Annotated in this window: 14 protein-coding genes; 3 read left to right on the top strand and 11 right to left on the bottom strand. The window is 65.7% G+C overall.

Annotation, left to right across the window (positions count from 1 at the left end):
• Positions 1–84 precede the first annotated feature (84 nt).
• The gene (locus tag shn_RS00245; RefSeq protein ID WP_064328651.1) at positions 85–2,421 is read left to right on the top strand and encodes a methyl-accepting chemotaxis protein; all 2,337 of its coding nucleotides are present in this window, start codon (positions 85–87) and stop codon (positions 2,419–2,421) included.
• Between the two features lie 661 nt (positions 2,422–3,082).
• Here shn_RS00245 and shn_RS00240 read toward each other — a convergent pair.
• Together shn_RS00240 and shn_RS00235 are read right to left on the bottom strand one after the other, a co-directional pair.
• Complete coding sequence (locus shn_RS00240; RefSeq protein WP_133033895.1) at positions 3,083–3,442, bottom strand: hypothetical protein; 360 nt, start codon at positions 3,440–3,442, stop codon at positions 3,083–3,085.
• Complete coding sequence (locus shn_RS00235; protein ID WP_064328649.1) at positions 3,442–4,383, bottom strand: nucleoside hydrolase; 942 nt, start codon at positions 4,381–4,383, stop codon at positions 3,442–3,444. The genes shn_RS00240 and shn_RS00235 overlap by 1 nt, the downstream gene beginning before the upstream one ends.
• Positions 4,384–4,567: 184 nt before the next feature.
• Here shn_RS00235 and shn_RS00230 point away from each other — a divergent pair, with 184 nt between their 5' ends.
• Positions 4,568–4,999, top strand: coding sequence for an Hsp20 family protein (locus shn_RS00230; RefSeq protein WP_064328648.1), 432 nt, complete (start codon positions 4,568–4,570; stop codon positions 4,997–4,999).
• Between the two features lie 132 nt (positions 5,000–5,131).
• Positions 5,132–5,389 carry a DUF1150 family protein gene (locus tag shn_RS00225; RefSeq protein ID WP_064332367.1) on the top strand — a complete coding sequence of 86 codons (258 nt, stop codon included), beginning with the start codon at positions 5,132–5,134 and terminating at the stop codon, positions 5,387–5,389.
• An 18-nt stretch (positions 5,390–5,407) separates the two neighbouring features.
• Here shn_RS00225 and trmB read toward each other — a convergent pair whose 3' ends face one another.
• The 9 genes from trmB to shn_RS00180 form a co-directional block, all read right to left on the bottom strand.
• On the bottom strand, positions 5,408–6,109 hold the full coding sequence (trmB, locus tag shn_RS00220) for a tRNA (guanosine(46)-N7)-methyltransferase TrmB (protein ID WP_064328647.1): 702 nt from the start codon (positions 6,107–6,109) through the stop codon (positions 5,408–5,410).
• Positions 6,110–6,116: 7 nt separating this feature from the next.
• Positions 6,117–7,355 carry a methionine adenosyltransferase gene (metK, locus tag shn_RS00215; RefSeq protein ID WP_064328646.1) on the bottom strand — a complete coding sequence of 413 codons (1,239 nt, stop codon included), beginning with the start codon at positions 7,353–7,355 and terminating at the stop codon, positions 6,117–6,119.
• A gap of 204 nt (positions 7,356–7,559) precedes the next feature.
• Entirely contained in the window at positions 7,560–7,979 is a 420-nt protein-coding gene (locus tag shn_RS00210; protein WP_064328645.1) for a helix-turn-helix domain-containing protein, read from the bottom strand.
• A gap of 148 nt (positions 7,980–8,127) precedes the next feature.
• The gene (gene lnt, locus shn_RS00205) at positions 8,128–9,711 is read right to left on the bottom strand and encodes an apolipoprotein N-acyltransferase (RefSeq protein WP_064328644.1); all 1,584 of its coding nucleotides are present in this window, start codon (positions 9,709–9,711) and stop codon (positions 8,128–8,130) included.
• A 114-nt stretch (positions 9,712–9,825) separates the two neighbouring features.
• Positions 9,826–10,977 (bottom strand): hemolysin family protein, encoded by a 1,152-nt coding sequence (locus shn_RS00200; RefSeq protein WP_064328643.1) that lies wholly within the window; start codon positions 10,975–10,977, stop codon positions 9,826–9,828.
• Positions 10,978–10,986: 9 nt separating this feature from the next.
• Positions 10,987–11,496: an rRNA maturation RNase YbeY gene (ybeY, locus tag shn_RS00195; RefSeq protein WP_064328642.1), complete on the bottom strand. Its 510-nt coding sequence runs from the start codon at positions 11,494–11,496 to the stop codon at positions 10,987–10,989.
• A 17-nt stretch (positions 11,497–11,513) separates the two neighbouring features.
• Positions 11,514–12,566, bottom strand: coding sequence for a PhoH family protein (locus shn_RS00190; RefSeq protein WP_064328641.1), 1,053 nt, complete (start codon positions 12,564–12,566; stop codon positions 11,514–11,516).
• Between the two features lie 27 nt (positions 12,567–12,593).
• Positions 12,594–13,994, bottom strand: a complete 1,401-nt coding sequence (miaB, locus tag shn_RS00185; protein WP_064328640.1) for a tRNA (N6-isopentenyl adenosine(37)-C2)-methylthiotransferase MiaB — start codon at positions 13,992–13,994, stop codon at positions 12,594–12,596.
• Between the two features lie 56 nt (positions 13,995–14,050).
• Entirely contained in the window at positions 14,051–14,839 is a 789-nt protein-coding gene (locus shn_RS00180) for a 1-acyl-sn-glycerol-3-phosphate acyltransferase (protein WP_064328639.1), read from the bottom strand.
• Between the last annotated feature and the right edge of the window lie 30 nt (positions 14,840–14,869).

The following is a 14,869-nucleotide window of genomic DNA, read 5'->3' as shown; positions in this document are numbered from 1 at the left end:
CCCGACCTCCATGACGGAGACCCCCGCAAACGAATGTGCTCCTCCGCGGTGTCCGCCGCGGACGTCTCTCATCGTGAGGATTCCATGTTCAAGTTCCAGGCCAAGTCGCTCGCGACGAAGCTCATCGCGGTCACCGGCGGCACGATCGCCCTCGTGATGCTCGCCTCCAACACCGTACTCATCGGCCAGACGCAAAGCCGCGTCGCCGATCTCGTCTATTCCCAAGCCGACACCGAGGCGAAGGCGATCGCCGCCGACATCGCGACCGATATCGGCCAGCTCGCCAGCGCCGCGCGCTCCATGGCGGGCGTGATCGAGCAGGGCCATTCGGTCGGGCATTTCGACCGCAAGCAGGTCGTGGACATCATCAAGGCGAACGCGGAAAAGAACAGCTTCGCCCTCGGCAGCTGGTTTGCGGAAGAGCCGAACGCCTTCGACGGCAAGTCGCGCGAAACCGCCGAGCAACTGGAAACCGGCACGTTCAAGGACGGCTCGTTCAATCCCTACTGGACGAAGCGCAAGGACGGTTCCATCGCGCTCTCCACCTTCGAATCCGACTACAAGGCCGAGTGGTATGCGCTTGCGGCCGGCAGCGGCAAGGGCGCCATGACCCAGCCCTACAAGGAGGAATCGACGGGTGAGAACTTCACCATGGCCTCCATCGCCTTTCCGGTCGCCCCGGGCGGCAAGCTGATCGGCGTCACCGGCGTCGACGTCTCGCTGAAGACGCTCGATGAAAAGCTCAGCCGGCTGAAGCCCTTCGGCGAAGGCCGCGTCATGCTGCTTTCGCAGACCGGCAAGTGGATCGTTGCGCCGAACGCTGACCTCCTGATGACGGATTACGACGGACAAGGCACCGACATCGTCAAGAACGCGCTTGCGACGGGCACGATCGGCCGCATCGAGAACCTCTCCTTCGACGAACTGGCCTCCTTCGACCGCGTCGTCTATCCCTTCGCGCTGCCCGACATCAACACGACCTGGATCGTGCTGGTCGACGTGCCGCGCGCCGCCATCAACGCGCCGGTCGACGACCAGACCCGCATGATGATCCTCGGCGGGCTGATCGTTCTCGGTGCCGTGCTCGCCGGGCTTTACGTCGCCGTGCGCACCTTCGTGCAGAAGCCGCTCGCGGGCCTCGTCTCCGACGTCGCGACGCTCAGCAGCGGCGTCTATACCCAGCCGATCGCCGGCCAGGAGCGCTCGGACGAGACCGGCTCGGTCGCCAAGGCGCTGGAAGGGTTCCGTCACCAGCTCGCCGACACCAAGCGCCTGGAAGCGGAAGCCGACAACCAGCGCCAGCTGACCGAGGCCGAGCGCAACCGGTCGGAAGCCGAGCGCGCCGAATCGAGCGCCCTCCAGCGCGACATCGTCGCCCGCCTCGGCGAAGGCCTTGCCCAGCTCTCCTCCGGCAACCTGACCTTCCGCCTCTCCGGCGACTTCCCGGGCGAGTACGACAAGCTCAAGACCGACTTCAACTCGGCGATCGCCAGCCTTGAAGAGACGATCCAGACGGTCAACGCCTCGGTCGGCAATATCGGCGGCGGCACGGGCGAGATCTCCAAGGGCGCGGCCGATCTCTCGCACCGCACCGAACAGCAGGCGGCGAGCCTGGAAGAGACGGCGGCCGCCCTCGACCAGCTCACCTCGCAGGTCAATTCCAGCGCGGAAAACGCCCGCGTCGCCGCCAAGTCGGTGGAAACGGCCAGCGACGATGCCAGCAAGTCCGGCGAGGTCGTGCAGAAGGCGATCGGCGCCATGCACGGCATCGAGCACTCCTCGCGCGAGATCTCCAACATCATCGGCGTGATCGACGACATCGCCTTCCAGACGAACCTGCTGGCGCTCAATGCCGGCGTGGAAGCGGCGCGGGCCGGGGAAGCCGGTAAGGGCTTCGCCGTCGTCGCCCAGGAGGTGCGCGAGCTCGCCCAGCGCTCGGCCAATGCCGCCAAGGAGATCAAGACGCTGATCAACACCTCCGAGGTGCAGGTCCGCGAGGGTGTCGACCTCGTCGGCAAGGCCGGCAGCGCGCTGGAGAACATCGCCGAGCAGGTCATCCAGATCAACGGCCTCATCCGCCAGATCTCCTCCTCCGCCTCCGAGCAGGCCGTCGGCCTCAAGGAGATCAACGCGGCCGTCAACCAGATGGACCAGGTGACCCAGCAGAACGCCGCGATGGTGGAAGAGACCACCGCCGCCTCCATGGCGCTGAACGACGAGGCCCAGACGCTGAAGTCGCTCGTTGCCCGCTTCCGCGCCGGAAACGCCGCCGTGGCCGCTGCCCAGCCGGTACAGCAGGCGACCCGCCGCGACGTCCAGCCGCAGCGCGCCGCCTACCAGGCGCCGCGCACCGCCCCCCGCGCCATGCCGCAGGTCGCCGGCAACACGGCGCTGGCGCAGGACGACTGGGAAGAGTTCTGAGAACGGGCAATATACCAAGGAAAAGGCCGGCGGTTTCGCCGGCCTTTTTGTCTGAGGAAATGCATCCCGCATTCCCGTCCTGCGCCGACAGCCACGCGGCGGTTTCGCCCGTGGGTTTTCAAAGAGCATCGGACGGGGCGCCGGAGCTGCCTCATCTGAATGTATAAGCATGGCACCTTCCGGCACCCCGTTCGGCGGTTTTTGCCCGCGACTCCGGTCTCTCTGGGAGGATGGAGTTCCATGGGAACGGTGGCGTGCCTTTCCGTGGAAAGAGCCATGCACGCCCTCAGGTTCACGATGCCGCAGCCATGGCTGCCGGTCGGCACCGTCCTTCCACTGCACCGGGCGGACCGGGGCCGAAACCCCTCGGACGCCGCCCGGGCGCGAACCCATCCCTTTGTGTGCCCCACAGGCACGCCCGCCGAATTTATCAGGGGAAACGAAAGGGCCGGTCCGACGCCCGCCGCTTCCCCCGGATCGCCGGAGGGAGACCATTTTCCGCAGGCCCCTTCGATGAAGGCTCACGTCCTTCCCGCACCGAAAGCGCCGACCCCGCCTCGCCGCAACGCCTTGCGGTGTATCCGCGGCAGGATGGGGGGATTGTAGGCATGGGTTGAGGGGGCGGGGAAATTGCGGGGATGTTTTTTCGGCGCGGCGGGCGCTACTTGCGCTCCGTCGGCTGCGCCTGGAGGCGGCCACGGGAGCGGGAGCGGGTGGCGCTCGCCAGCCGCTGCGAAGCCTCCTTCAGTTCCAGCTCGGAAAACAGGCCCTGGTATTCGGGCCGCAGCATCAGCGCTTCCATGGAAAGCTCCGGCTTGCCGGCGTCCAGCAGCCGCTCCAGCCCGGTCGTGCCGGGCTTGAAGACGAGCTCCTTCGCCGCCGCCACGCCGCCGTTGAGCAACACGAAGCGGCGCAGGAGCACCGGGCGGAAGCCGAGCGCGGCGAAGCGGTCGTAGAGGCCCATCATCTCCTTGTGGAAACGGCCTTCCGCACCCGGCCCGGCGCTGCGGGGGCCACGCATCAGAGGCGGCCGACGCGCTCGGCGAGGAGAGCGAAGAAGCCGTCGGCATCGACATCCTTCATCACCCGCGCATTGTGCTTGCGGCCGGTGACCTGCCACCAGTCGACCACCGTCATGCCTGTCGTGAGCGGCGAGGCGGTCTCGATCTCCACATTGCAGTCGCGGCCGGAGAACAGCTCCGGCTTCAGGAGATAGGCGATGACCGTCGGATCGTGCAGCGGACCGCCGTCGGAGCCGTATTTTTCGACATCGAAACGCTCGAAGAAATCGAGCATCTCGACGAGGGCCTTGGCGGGGCGGCTGCCGATCTCGCGCAGCCTGGCGACGCGGCTCTTCAGCGTCAGCACCTTGTGGGTGACGTCGAGCGGCATCATGACGATCGGGATGCCGGACCTGAAGACGGCGGCGGCCGCTTCCGGATCGACATAGATGTTGAACTCGGCGGCCGGCGTGATGTTGCCGCCCTCGAAGAAGCCGCCGCCCATCATGACCAGCTCGCGCACGCGGCCGGCGATGTCCGGCGCCTTCTCCAGCGCCATCGCGATGTTCGTCAGCGGGCCGAGCGTGCAGAGCGTCACCGTGCCGGCCGGTTCGCGCCGCAGCGTCTCGATGATGAAATCCACGGCATGCCGGGCCTCCAGCGGCATCTGCGGCTCGTGCAGTTCCGGGCCGTCGAGGCCGGTCTTGCCGTGCACATGCTCGGCGGTGACCAGCGGGCGGGCGATCGGCCTGTCGGCGCCGGCATAGACCTTCACGTCGGTGCGGGAGCAGAATTCCAGGATGATGCGGGCATTGCTGGAGGTGCGCGCCAGCGGCACGTTGCCGGCGACGGTGGTGATGCCGAGGATGTCGAGTTCCGGGCTGCCGAGCGCCAGCATGATGGCGGCGGCATCGTCCTGGCCGGGATCCGTGTCGATGATGATTTTCCGTGGCTCAGACATGCCGTCTCCGTTTCCTCGCTGGTTCTGTTCTTGGCCCGCCTTACGCGGGCGAAGCGGCGACTATATTTGCGAAATCGCCATTCGCAAGCGTCTTGCGCCTCGCGCCGGCAATCCCCATATTGCAGCTATCGGGATGCCGAGGTCGGGTCCCGCCGAAGTCGCTTGAGAGCCAAGGACTAGACGCATGTCACGCATGACCCCTTTCACGAGCCCGCTGCTTCTGGGCTTCGATGCCATGGAAAAGACCCTTGAGCGCATCGCCAAGGGAAATGATGGCTATCCGCCGTACAATATCGAGCGGCTTCGGCCGAACGGCGAGACGGGCGCACCGGAACGGCTGCGCATCACCCTTGCCGTCGCGGGCTTTTCCGAAGACGAGCTCGATGTGACGACGGAGGAAAACCAGCTCGTCATCCGCGGCCGCCAGGTCGACAGCGGCGAGCGGGACTATCTCTACCGCGGCATAGCGGCCCGCCAGTTCCAGCGCACCTTCGTGCTTGCCGACGGCATGCGCGTTTCGGGAGCGGAGCTGAAGAACGGCCTGCTCTCGGTCGAACTCGTGCGGCCCGAGCCTGTGCGAATGGTAAAGAAAATTAACATTTCCGTATCAGACTAGATCATGAGCCGTTCCTGCGGGAACACCCGCCGGAACGTTTCAAGCGTAACCTGATCGCCTGACGTACCGATGGGCCATGGTGGCCATGGACGTCCGGTGGCCGGCCCTGCCGGCATTGCCATGGAGGCAAAGATGGGACTGAAGACCGTAACCCCCACCGTTTCGAAGGCGGACCTTGCGCATCTGGGCGCCGGCGAAGTCGGCTACATCAGGAAGATGAAGGCCGACGAAGTCTCGCGCGTCTTCCCGGAAGCGCCGGAAATCGACCCGAGCCTGGATCTCTGGGCCCTGTTCGGCGCCGACGGCACGCCGATCCTGCTGACGGACAACCGTTCGAGCACCTTCTACAAGGCGGCCGAGGACGACCTGCGCACCGTCAGCCTGCACTGATGTCCGGAAAACCTTCCGTCAGAGACGGCGGAAGGTGAGATAGGCCGACTTGCGGCCCTCGCGCTTGGCCTTGGCCTCGTAGCGCGTGCCCGGCCAGCCGGCAAAGGGCGTCAGCCAGTCGACCGCGTTTTCGGCGGTCCACACGAAGGCGGGATGAGACCCGCAGTGCATAAGCGTCCAGTTGACATAGGTGTCGATGTCGGACGCGAAGCAGAAGAGCCCGCCCGGCTTCAGCACCCGGGCAAAGCGGTCGAGATTGACCTTCGAGACGAACCGCCTCTTCCAGTGCTTCTTCTTCGGCCACGGATCCGGATAGAGCAGGTCGATCTGATCGATCGAGGCGGCCGGAAGCCAGTCCAGCAGCACCGTCGCATCGTCATCATAAAGCCGGATATTCCTCGCGCCCGTCTCCTCGATGCTGCCGATCAGCTTCGCCATGGAATTGACGAAGGGCTCGACGCCGATGAAGGCGGTATCGGGCGTTTCCTGCGCGCGATGGATGAGGTGCTCCCCGCCGCCGAAGCCGATTTCGAGGCGCATCCGGTTCGGCGGGAAATCGTAGAGAGTCGTGATGTCCGCCGGCGCCGGGGCCGAAAGATCGACCTTCAGCGCCGGCAGCACGGTCTGAAGATGCTGCGCCTGCCGCTCCCTGAGCGGCTTTCCCTTGCGGCGACCGAAGAAGGCCTCGCTCGCGCGGCTGCGGCGCTCTGCATCCGTCATGTCGGCCTCAGTTCTTCAACGCTTCCTTGAGGGCCTTGACGAGGTCGAGGCGCTCCCAGGAGAACGAGCCGTCGCGGCCGGCCTTGCGGCCGAAATGACCGTAGGCGGCCGTCTTGGCGTAGATCGGCTTGTTGAGGTCGAGGTGACGGCGGATGCCCGACGGCGACAGGTCCATGACCTTGCGGATCGCGGCCTCGACGGCGTCCTCGCTCACCTTGCCCGTGCCGTGGAGGTCGACATAGACCGAGAGCGGCTGGGCGACGCCGATGGCGTAGGAGAGCTGGATCGTGCAGCGATCGGCAAGGCCGGCCGCGACGACGTTCTTGGCGAGGTAGCGCGCGGCATAGGCGGCCGACCGGTCGACCTTGGTCGTGTCCTTGCCGGAGAAGGCGCCGCCGCCATGCGGGGCCGCGCCGCCATAGGTGTCGACGATGATCTTGCGGCCGGTGAGGCCGGCATCGCCATCAGGACCGCCGATGACGAACTTGCCCGTCGGGTTGATGTACCAGGAGCAATCCTCGGCGATCGCGATGTCGTGCAGCGCCTCGCGGATGTAGGGCTCGACGACCTGGCGGACCTTCTTGGAATCCCAGCTATCATCGAGATGCTGCGTGGAGAGCACGATGGAGGCGACGTCGGCGGGCTTGCCGTCGACGTAGCGCACGGTCACCTGGCTCTTGGCGTCCGGACCGAGCTTACCGGCATCGCCCTCGCCCTTCTTGCGGGCGTCGGCGAGGAGCTGGAGGATCCGGTGGGAATAGTAGATCGGCGCCGGCATCAGGTCGGCGGTCTCGCGGCAGGCGTAGCCGAACATGATGCCCTGGTCGCCCGCCCCCTCGTCGCCCTGCTTGTCGGCGGCGTTATCGACGCCCTGGGCGATGTCGGCGGACTGGGAATGCAGCAGCACGTCGATCTTCGCCGTCTTCCAGTTGAAGCCGTCCTGCTCGTAGCCGATGTCGCGGATCGCCTTGCGGGCGGCGGACTTGAACTTGGAGGGATTGATGACGTCGTTGCCGCCCTTGTCCTTCTTCAGGAGGCTCGGCGGCAGGCGCACTTCACCGGCGATCACCACGCGATTGGTCGTCGCAAGCGTCTCGCAGGCAATACGGACCGACCACGGATCGACCTTCGACTTCACGGCTTCGCGGTAGACCAGATCGACGATTTCGTCGGAGATGCGGTCGCACACCTTGTCCGGATGACCCTCGGCGACGGACTCGCTGGTGAAGAGATAGCTGCTGCGCATGCGGGAATTCCCCTCAAAGAAAATGGACTTCGACGTTGTTATTCAGTTCGCGGGGGAAAAACAAGCGCAGAAGGACATAAGAATATGTTTATGTCCCGGCATTCCGGGCGTTTTCGCGCGGCTGCCGCGCACGCATGACAGCCCTCGCGCAAACGAAAAGCGGCCCCGAAGGACCGCCTTTTCCTTGCCGATCTCACGCGAGGATCACTCGAGTTCGGCCTCGGCGGCGAGCGCCTTGACGAGGTCGACGAGCTTGCGGCGGACCTTGGGGTCGCCGATCTTGACGAAGGCCCTGTTGAGCTGGAGGCCTTCGGAGGACGACAGGAAGTCGACCACGTAGTTGGAGCTCGACGCTTCGGCAAAGCCCGCCTGGGCATCCGCCTGTTCGCCCGGCGCATCCTCGAAGAAGAAGGAGACGGGCACGTTGAGGATGCTCGAAATGTTCTGCAGCCGGCTGGCGCCGACGCGGTTCGTGCCCTTTTCGTATTTCTGGATCTGCTGGAAGGTGATGCCGAGGCTTTCGCCCAGCTTCTCCTGACTCATGCCGAGCATGGTCCTGCGAAGCCGGATCCGGCTGCCGACGTGAATATCAATCGGATTCGGCTTCTTTTTGTTTTCCATCATCAATGTGTCCTAACGCGCGGAAATGGCCCCACCCTGCCGGCAGCCTTAACGAAGACTTAACGCCACGTTGTATGCGCAAACCCTGAAGGGCTCCACAATACAAGAGAACCACCGGCGGCGTGCACTATGCTATTTTAGGGGTTTTCGGTCAATTCGTCCTGTTTCTAAAACCAATGCGAGAAATGCCCGCTGTTGCGAAGAGAACGCCAAGAACAATCAGAAACGACCAATTCTGCTGCTTTGCCCGGCCTGCAGCGGCATATCTTCCCGGGAGAGTTGCATCGACAAAGCCCGGAACATCGTGGGCGAGGCCCGCGACCACCCTTCCCTTGGCATCGACCACGGCGGAAATGCCGTTGTTGGCGGCGCGAATCAGTGGCAGGCCGCGCTCGACCGCGCGCAGCCGCGCCTGGTGGAAATGCTGGTAGGGACCGGGTGTCCTGCCGAACCAGGCATCGTTGGTGACGTTCAGCAGGGCGGCGGCCGCATCGGCCGCTCCGGTGATTTCAGAGGGGAAGATCGCCTCGTAGCAGATCAGCGGATAAAGCCCCTTGCCGAGCGCGTTCAGCAATTGGGGCTCGCGGGCGGCGGAAAAGCCGCCCGGCATGGCGACGGCATCGACGCCGAGACTCTCGAAGACCTCGGCAAAGGGCATGTATTCGCCGAAGGGCACGAGATGCACCTTGTCGGCCGCGCCGATGATCTGTCCCCGGCCGTCGACGGCATAGATGGAATTGTAGTAGCGCGGCGCCTTGCCGGAACCGGCGCCTTCCGTGCGCACGGCGCCGGCGATCAGCACCTGGTCGTCCTCCAGCACGGCGGCGATGCGCACCAAAGCATCCGGATTGTCGGTGAGGATGAAGGGAATGGAGGTCTCCGGCCAGACGACGATATCGGGCCGCCTGCCGTCCTCTGCCGGCCTGGCGGCGCTGAATGCCAGGTGCCGCTCGAAGATTTCCGCGCGGGCGCTGTCGTCGAGCTTCATCGCCTGGTCGATGACCGGCTGGACGAGCCGGATGACGGTCGTCTCGTTCTCCGGCGCCGGTACCACGTTCAGGGCATGATAGCCGTAGCCGAGCTGGGCGGCGAAGAGCAGGGCGGCGAGCGAAAGGCCGAGACCCCGGCCGCGCCGCGTGCCGATCAGCGCCGGCGCGGCGAAGACGAAGACGGCGAGCGCATTCATGCCGGCTATGCCGACGACGCCGGCCGACTGCATGAGCAGCGGCACGGGCATGGCGCCGTACCCCACGGCATTCCAGGGAAAGCCGGTGAAGAGCGTGCCGCGCAGCCACTCCCCGATGCCGAAGGCGAAGGCAAGCGCCGCGATGCGGCCCATGCCGTCCGACCAGAGCAGGCGGGCGAGCGCGGCCGCAAAGCCGTAGTAGAAGGCGAGGAAGGCGGGCAGGCCGAAGACGGCGAGCGGCAGCGCCCAGGCAAAGGCATCCGCCTCGACGAGCAGCGCATTGCCGAGCCACCAGAGCCCGCCGACGAAATAGCCGAAGCCGAAGAACCAGCCGATGCGGAAGGCGGGTGCGAGACGCCGCAGGAAACCGGCCTCCGGCGCGGCGCTGGCCCCGTCGATGAGCCAGACGAGCAGGGTGAAGGAGACGAACAGCGCCGCGAAGAAGCCGAAGGGCGGCAGCGCCAGCACCCCGACCAGGCCTGCAAGAAATGCCAAGAGCGCCCGTCTTGTCCCAGACAGGAGCATGACCCTGCCCGCAAGCCCCTCCATGCCGTCCCCTTTTTGCGTCCCCGAATCAGCCGCGCCAGTCTTCCAAAAAACCAGCGCCTTGTCCCGCGTCACGGCGGCACAAGGCGCAGATCATTTTTCAAGGGGCCTGCCCGCCTATTCGGCGTTCGCCCCGTCGTTCTGCTGTTCCGGCAGTTTCGGCCGGTCGCCGGCAAGGGCGAGGCCCTCGCCTTCCGGCTTGCGCTCGCGGCGACGGACGGAGCCGGCGCGCTTGCGGGTGACGCGCACCCGCTTGACACGGCGCGGATCGGCGTCGAGGACGTGGAACTCGAAGCCCGGCACCGCCTGCACCACCTCGCCGCGCACGGGAATGCGGCCGAGCGAGGCGAAGATCAGGCCGCCGAGCGTATCGGCGTCTTCGAGCTGTTCGCGGATGTCGAAATCCGGGCCGATGGCTTCCGCCAGTTCCTCCAGCTCCACGCGGGCATCGGCGATGAAGACATCGTCGCTGACGCGCTGGATCATCACCTCGTCGTCGTCGTGCTCGTCCTCGATGTCGCCGACGACCATCTCGACGATATCCTCCAGCGAGGCGAGGCCGTCCGTGCCGCCATATTCGTCGATGACGAGGGCCATCTGCGTGCGATCGGCCTGCATGCGCGCCATCAGGTCGGCGGCAAGCATGGAGGGCGGCACGAAGAGGACCTGGCGGATGATGCCGGCTTCGGCGACCGTCTTGGAAAGATCGACGCGGCCGAGATCGAATTCCGCCTTTGGCGTGCGGGTCGGTTTTTCGCCGGTAGCGGCGGCCGGTTTCACGCCGTTGCGGCGCTTGTTGCGGGCCTGCTTGGTGACATAGGCGAGGAGGTCGCGGATATGGACCATGCCGCGCGGATCGTCGAGGCTCTCGTTATAGACCGGCATGCGCGAGCGGCCGGAATCCTCGAAGATCACCATCAGCTCGGCGATTGTGATGTCCTGGTCCACGGCCTCGATATCGGCACGCGGCACCATGACGTCCTCCACCCGCACCTCGCGGAAACGAAGAATGTTGTGCAGCATCGCCCGTTCCTCGGGCGAAAAGGTCGGCTCGCCGCCGCTCTCTTCCGTCATCAGGGCCTCGGCGAGGTCCCTGCGCAGGCTGGAAGCACCCGTCATGCGCCAAAGCCGTGTCGCACGGGACCAGAAGGATGTCCGGCCCCCGCTTTCCTGCTTCGGCGCGCTGCTACTACTGCCCGCCTCGTCCTGACTTGAGGCGTCCGCCTCGCTCTTTTCCGTTTCTACGGACTGGTTTCTAAAGTCGCTCATTGGTCCAAACTATTCATCGGGGACATCCCCGTAGGGGTCAGATAGGCCAAGCTCGGCAAGAATGCGAGTCTCCAGCCCCTCCATTTTTTCCGCTTCCTCGTCGTCCATGTGATCATAGCCGAAGAGATGCAGAAATCCATGTACCATCAGATGCGTGAGATGATCGTCGAAGGACTTGCCGAGATCCGCCGCCTCGCGGGTCAGCGTTTCCTCGGCAAAAATGATGTCGCCGAGCATCGGGCCCGGCATCTTTCCAGGTGTCAGCGGGAAGGACGGGAAGGACAGGACGTTGGTCGGCTTGTCCTGGCTGCGCCATTCCGCATTGATGCCGCGGATCGCCTCGTCATTGGTGAAGACGAGGGAGACCTCCGGCGCGCCGGTCTTCGGGAACGGCTGCCTTTCCTCACGTTTGAGGAAATTCGCCGCCGCGCCGAGCACGCGTCCGCTCACTTCGAGCAAGCGCTCTTCGGAGGGCCAGGCGCCCTCTTCGACGGAAATCTGGATGTCGAGTTCGCTCATGAGATCGTGGGGCCGCCTCAGCGGTCCAGTTGCTCGCTTTCGTCCTGCACCGCGGTCTGGGCTTCATAGGCCCGGACGATGCGGGCGACCATCGGGTGGCGCACGACGTCGGCGTCCTTGAAGCGGACGACCGAGACGCCCTCGACGCCCCTGAGGATCTGCAGGGCTTCGACGAGGCCGGACTTGACGCCGCGCGGCAGGTCGACCTGGCTCGGATCGCCCGTGACGATCATGCGGCCGTTCTCGCCGAGACGCGTCAGGAACATCTTCATCTGCATCGAGGTGGTGTTCTGCGCCTCGTCGAGGATGACCGCGGCATTGGCGAGCGTGCGGCCGCGCATGAAGGCGAGCGGCGCGATCTCGATGACGCCGGCCGTGATGGCGCGCTCGACCTTGTCGCCCGGCATCATGTCGTAGAGTGCGTCATAGAGCGGGCGGAGATAGGGATCGACCTTCTCCTTCATGTCGCCGGGCAGGAAGCCGAGGCGCTCGCCGGCCTCGACGGCCGGACGCGACAGGATGATGCGGTCGACCGCGCCGCGCTCCAGGAGCTGGGCGGCATAGGCGACCGCGAGATAGGTCTTGCCCGTGCCGGCAGGTCCCACGCCGAAGACGAGCTCGGACCGCTCCAGCGCGCGGATATAGGTATCCTGCGTCGGCGTGCGGGCGGCGATGGTCTTCTTGCGGGTGGAGATCTGCGACATGGTGAGCTTGGCCTTGCGCTCCATCGTCGGCAGGGAAAGCTGGTCGTCCGCGGCGATCGCCATGCGGATCGCGCCTTCCACGTCGGAAAGCTCGATCGAACCGCCCTTCTGGAGACGATCATAGAGATAATCCAGCGCCCGGCGCGCCTGGTTGGTCGCCACCACGTCGCCGGAGATGGAGACAGAATTGCCGCGCGCCCGCGCATCGATGCCGAGGCGCTGCTCCAGCAGCTTCAGGTTCTGGTCGAACTGGCCGAACAGCTCGCTTGCGTATCGATTGTTCTCGAAGGTCAGCACGAAATGATTGGCGTCGGTCTCTTTTTTCGACTGGCGCGGCGATGACGTCGTCAATTCGTGTCCGTTCAAGCGGTCAGGCTCCTTGCGGTCCGCCCGTCAACCGATCGCTTCTGCGAAAAGGCTGTTGGGCCCGGTATCGGTGATTCGTACCCGGATAATGTCACCGATTTCCGACACTTTTGCATCAACATTCACAGGCTGCAGCCAGGGCGAGCGGCCGACGAGCTGGCCGGGCATGCGGCCGGGCTTCTCCAGGAGCAGGTCGATCTCCTTGCCGACGCAGCCGCGGGCGAATTCGCGCTGCTGTCGAAACAGCAAAGCCTGCAATCTTTCAAGGCGTTCCGACTTCACGTCCTCCGCGACGTGGCCGTCCATCTCCGCGCCGGGCGTGCCGGGGCGGATGGAATATTTGAAGGAAAATGCCTGTGCATAACCGACCGCCTCGATGAGGCGCATCGTGTCCTCGAAGTCCCGGTCGGTCTCGCCGGGGAAGCCGACGATGAAATCGCCCGAGATCGCCAGCTCCGGCTGGACCGCGCGGATGCGCTCGATAAGGGCGATATATTCGGCCGCCGTATGGCGCCGGTTCATCGCCTTCAGGATGCGGTCGGAGCCCGACTGGACCGGCAGGTGCAGGTAGGGCATCAGCGCCGGCAGGTCGCGATGGGCTTGGATCAGGCGGTCGTCCATGTCGCGCGGGTGGCTGGTCGTATAGCGCAGGCGCGCGAGGCCCTTGATCTTGGCGAGGCGGTAGAGGAGGTCGCCGAGGCCCCATTCGCCGCCATCCGGACCGAGGCCGTGCCAGGCATTGACGTTCTGGCCGAGCAGCGTGATCTCGCGCACCCCGCCTTCGACGAGGCGCTCGGCCTCCGCGACGATCTGCGAGACCGGGCGGGAGACTTCCGAGCCGCGTGTGTAAGGCACCACGCAGAAGGTGCAGAACTTGTCGCAGCCCTCCTGCACCGTCAGGAAGGCGGTGACGCCGCGGGCGCGGGTCTTCGCCTTTTCCGGCGCGGGAAGATGCTCGAACTTGTCCTCGATCGCATAGTCCGTCTCGACGACGCGCTCGCCGCCCTTGGCGCGGCGCAGCGCGTCCGGAAGGCGGTGATAGGTCTGCGGGCCGACCACCAGGTCGACCGCCGGCGCACGGCGCAGGATTTCCCTGCCCTCGGCCTGGGCGACGCAGCCGGTGACGCCGATCACCATCTCGCGGCCGTCCTTGGCGCGCGCCTTCTTCATCTCGCGCAGGCGCCCGAGCTCGGAATAGACCTTTTCCGCCGCCTTCTCGCGGATGTGACAGGTGTTGAGGAGGACGAGGTCGGCCTCTTCCAGCACGTCCGTCGCCTGGTAGCCGTCCTTCGACAGCGCATCCGTCATGCGGTCGCTGTCATAGACGTTCATCTGACAGCCGTAGGTCTTCACGAAGACCTTGCGGGTGTTCGGGCGGCCGTTCGGCGTGGCGCTGGCTTCGGGCGGAAGGACGGATTGTTCGCTCATGGCCGCTTCCATAGTGGAAAAGCCCCGGAAAATGAAGCCCTGTCGCGGTCCCCGGCCTATCGGCCGCGCAGGCGCGCGCCCAGCATGGCGCGAATACGCTCCTCGACCGTGCGGCTCACCTCCTTGCGGTTGTTGCTGCGGGAATAGTCCACCCGCTCGCCGAAATCGACATCCACGTCCACCGCCCCCTCGCGCGCGACGCCGAGGAGATGCGGCAGGAGTTCGATATCGCCCGGCCAGGCGGCGAGCGGCCGGTGGAAACGGCCCATGGCCATGCCGTGCACGCCGGTATAGGCGATCGAGACCGGCTGGATGAACACGACGCCGCCAGGCGCATGCGGCACCGCGGACGCGGCAGCGCCGAAGAGCGAGGTCTTGATCTCCAGCAGGCGGTTGCCGTCCGAGGTCGTGCCCTCCGGGAACAGGACGACGATCTCGCCGTCCGTCATGCGCCGCGCGATCTCGTCCACCTGATCGCCGGTCTTCCGGCGCTGCTCGCGCTCGACGAAGATCGTCGCCTGCAGACGGGCAAGAATGCCGAAGACCGGCCAGCCGCGCACCTCGGATTTCGCGATATAGACGACATCGGCCACCGAGCCGAGCACCAGGATGTCCTTCCAGGAGACATGGTTGGAGGCAAGCAGCAACGGCCGTTTCGCCTCCAGCGTGCCATGCACCCGCACCCTGAGGCCGAGCACCCAGCAGGCGGCACGGTGCCAGAGCCGCGGCACGCGGCGGCGGATTTTCAGGTTGAAGCGCAGGCCGACGAGCTGGACGGGCAGCAGGACGAGCGTCACCGCGGCAAGGACGAGGAAAGCGACGGCAAGGCGCAGCCAGACGATCAAGGGATCACCGGCAGGCGGTCAGGGGAAACG

Origin of the sequence: Shinella sp. HZN7 (assembly GCF_001652565.1) — a bacterium.
Classification (GTDB): domain Bacteria; phylum Pseudomonadota; class Alphaproteobacteria; order Rhizobiales; family Rhizobiaceae; genus Shinella; species Shinella granuli.
Note: the sequence above shows the minus strand (reverse complement) of the source record. Positions and strands in the feature narration are given on the sequence as shown.

Excerpts from the sequence above, each read along its gene's own strand:
- shn_RS00245 (WP_064328651.1), top strand. The coding sequence starts at position 85 with ATGTTCAAGTTCCAGGCCAAGTCGCTCGCGACGAAGCTCATCGCGGTC.
- shn_RS00240 (WP_133033895.1), bottom strand. The coding sequence starts at position 3,442 with ATGCGTGGCCCCCGCAGCGCCGGGCCGGGTGCGGAAGGCCGTTTCCAC.
- shn_RS00235 (WP_064328649.1), bottom strand. The coding sequence starts at position 4,383 with ATGTCTGAGCCACGGAAAATCATCATCGACACGGATCCCGGCCAGGAC.
- shn_RS00230 (WP_064328648.1), top strand. The coding sequence starts at position 4,568 with ATGTCACGCATGACCCCTTTCACGAGCCCGCTGCTTCTGGGCTTCGAT.
- shn_RS00225 (WP_064332367.1), top strand. The coding sequence starts at position 5,132 with ATGGGACTGAAGACCGTAACCCCCACCGTTTCGAAGGCGGACCTTGCG.
- trmB (WP_064328647.1), bottom strand. The coding sequence starts at position 6,109 with ATGACGGATGCAGAGCGCCGCAGCCGCGCGAGCGAGGCCTTCTTCGGT.
- metK (WP_064328646.1), bottom strand. The coding sequence starts at position 7,355 with ATGCGCAGCAGCTATCTCTTCACCAGCGAGTCCGTCGCCGAGGGTCAT.
- shn_RS00210 (WP_064328645.1), bottom strand. The coding sequence starts at position 7,979 with ATGATGGAAAACAAAAAGAAGCCGAATCCGATTGATATTCACGTCGGC.
- lnt (WP_064328644.1), bottom strand. The coding sequence starts at position 9,711 with ATGGAGGGGCTTGCGGGCAGGGTCATGCTCCTGTCTGGGACAAGACGG.
- shn_RS00200 (WP_064328643.1), bottom strand. The coding sequence starts at position 10,977 with ATGAGCGACTTTAGAAACCAGTCCGTAGAAACGGAAAAGAGCGAGGCG.
- ybeY (WP_064328642.1), bottom strand. The coding sequence starts at position 11,496 with ATGAGCGAACTCGACATCCAGATTTCCGTCGAAGAGGGCGCCTGGCCC.
- miaB (WP_064328640.1), bottom strand. The coding sequence starts at position 13,994 with ATGAGCGAACAATCCGTCCTTCCGCCCGAAGCCAGCGCCACGCCGAAC.